The following is a 2,536-nucleotide window of genomic DNA, read 5'->3' as shown; positions in this document are numbered from 1 at the left end:
GTTTTAGTAAATTTAGATACGGGAAAACTAATAGCTATTCTAGAGAAGCGAACACAAGAAGAATTGAGGAAAACGCTTACAGGCTGGGGAAAAGAGGTGTTAGAGCAAATTGAAGAAGTGAGCATAGACCTTTGGTTGCCCTATAAAAATTTGGTGAAAGAATTGATGCCATCGGTTGAAGTAGTCGCCGATAGATTCCATGTAATGAAACAAATTAATCAAGAGTTAGACGAACAGAGAAGAGCGGAAAAAAGAGCCGTATAAGCGCAGAAAAATAAAAAACAGAAAGCGGAAAAAGAAGCGAAGCTAGAAGTTTTAAAGCGAAGTAAATATAGTCTGTTAAAAAATGAAGAAGATTTAACGGAAACTCAAAAAATCAAACTAGAAGCTATCAAAGAAAAATCCCCAAATTTGAAAAAGATGCAGGAATTAAAGGAAGAATTTAGAAAGATTTATGAAACCTCAGAGAATCCGACAGAGGGGGGAGCATCCCAAAATTAAACGGTAGAATCATGAATACAGACCAAAAAGAACAACTAGATCAACATTTAAAAGCCATTGCTCAAATTCTAGTCGATAATACCCCAGAAGAACAACTACGTAGCTTTGAGGGCATTGAAACCGCCCTGCGAGACCATTGGCTGACTACATTGGGTCCTGCCATAGGCAATTTTTTTTTGAATCAGCAACAGGAACCCAAGCAGGGCGAACCAAAAGCGTAAGCAGTATCATAGGGAAAGTCAAGATAAGCGAGAAACAAGCCGATAAACTAGGATTAAGCAAGAATAATCGATTAAGTCCCATGCTGGAGAAATGTTGCTTAGGAGCAGTGGCTAAAGTCTCTTTTGAAGATGCGGAAAAAGATCTCAAAATGGCGACAGGAATGGCAGTTTCAGGCAGTAGTCAACAGAGGCTTGTACAAAGATATAAATTTGAGGAAGCAGAAGCAAAGAGTCCGGTAGAAGCATTGAGTGTAGATGGAGGAAAAGTCAGAATCAGAACGCCCAAAGGACAACCGAGTCAATGGAGAGATTACAAAGCAGTAAGTCTGCATGGTCAAGAATGTGCGGGATTTTTTCAGCAAAATGAAGAATTACTCGAATGGGTGAACCGTCAGCCCTTAACAGAGGTAGTCACCTGTTTAGGAGATGGTCATACTTGGTATGGTTCGATAGGGGGGCATAAATCGACTAAATCCTTATCTGGTAAGAGACTTAATTGATTAGTTCGCTCTATATCAAAAACAATTAACAAAAATCGCTAAATGCCTTTCTCTATAAGGGTTCCATCCCTTATAACCCCCGTCCATTGCATAACACAAACCGAAGAGCCGGTATCATTTAGTAGAGAATATGAATAAAATAGGCGGGTCAAACAAGCGTCTGAATAGAATCAAAGAGAATTTATGGAAAGGAGAGGTGAAAAGAGTTTTAGAGGAATTAGAGGGATGCAAAAAGAAACAGGCTATAAATTTCACCAAATATGTCGATAAACATCGAGAAAGAATACCCAATTACGAACTCTATCAATCACAAGGGATTTGCATCGGTTCTGGAAGTGTAGAGTCAAAGATTAAGCAAATAGGTGCAAGAATGAAAATTGTGGGAGCACAATGGAAAGCAGAGAATGTTCCTCAGTATTTGAAGCTACGTTGTGCTTATCTCAACGGCGATATTGCCTGAGTATTTTTACTCATTGCAAAACTGGGATGCTCCCAGTTGCGAGGTGACACTGGTATCATCATTGGTAATTGTCCCCGTGGCTGCGTTAGGAGTACCTACTGTATAACCTGTCCCCGCAGCGAGGGTTAAAATGACAGTTTCATCACTTTCTACTATTGTGTCAGCAGTGGAATCAACGGTTACGGTAGCAATCGCAGAATTAGCCTCGAAGGTGACACTGGTAGGAAGCAAAGTGTAATCGGTTCCGTTGGTTGCTGTCCCACCAATACTATGGTTAACAGTTAAGGGGTTAGTTGTATCTCCTGTACGAATGAAGATATAGATGAGATTACTTGTCCCGTCTTCAGTAACACTACTAGGAGAAATCGCAAGAGTAATACTAGGAAGTATGAGATCATCATTCGTAATTGTCCCCGTAACTGGAGTAGTCGTACCTATCGTATAATCAGTCCCCGCAGTGAGGGTTAAAGCGACGGTTTCATCCGCTTCAACAGTAGTATCAGCAGTCGGGTCAACTGTTACAGTCGCAGTTGTAAAATTAGCCTCGAAGGTGACACTGGTAGGAAGCAAAGTGTAATCGGTTCCGTTGGTTGCTGTCCCACCAATACTATAGTTAACCGTTAAAGCATTACTTGTTACTCCGGTACGAGTGAAGATGTAGATGAGATTACTTGTCCCGTCTTCAGTAACACTACTAGGAGAAACCGCAAGAGTCACACTGGTATCGTCATTGAGAACTGACAGGGGGACAAGCAAGCTGAAAAGCTTATGTAGCATAAAATACAGACACAGACTCCAAAAAAAGATAAGTCATATTTACCATATATGACCTAAATAACGAAAATGATAAGTGA

The 2,536-nt window shown here is 40.5% G+C and carries 3 pseudogenes; 2 read left to right on the top strand and 1 reads right to left on the bottom strand.

Annotation, left to right across the window (positions count from 1 at the left end):
* Nucleotides 1-483, top strand: a pseudogene (locus EWV68_RS03550) (ISL3 family transposase); the annotation flags it as partial.
* Nucleotides 484-512: 29 nt separating this feature from the next.
* Nucleotides 513-1,682 (top strand): annotated as a pseudogene (locus EWV68_RS22030) (ISKra4-like element ISMae18 family transposase).
* A gap of 33 nt (nucleotides 1,683-1,715) precedes the next feature.
* On the opposite strand, the pseudogene EWV68_RS03535 reads toward EWV68_RS22030, so the two are convergent.
* A pseudogene (locus EWV68_RS03535) lies at nucleotides 1,716-2,423 on the bottom strand (Calx-beta domain-containing protein); the annotation flags it as partial.
* Nucleotides 2,424-2,536: the final 113 nt, after the last annotated feature.

The sequence above is a fragment of the Microcystis sp. M_QC_C_20170808_M9Col genome (genome assembly GCF_007095495.1).
GTDB lineage: Bacteria > Cyanobacteriota > Cyanobacteriia > Cyanobacteriales > Microcystaceae > Microcystis > Microcystis aeruginosa.
The sequence above is the reverse complement of the archived record's forward strand: the minus strand, read 5'-3'. Positions and strand labels throughout refer to the sequence as shown.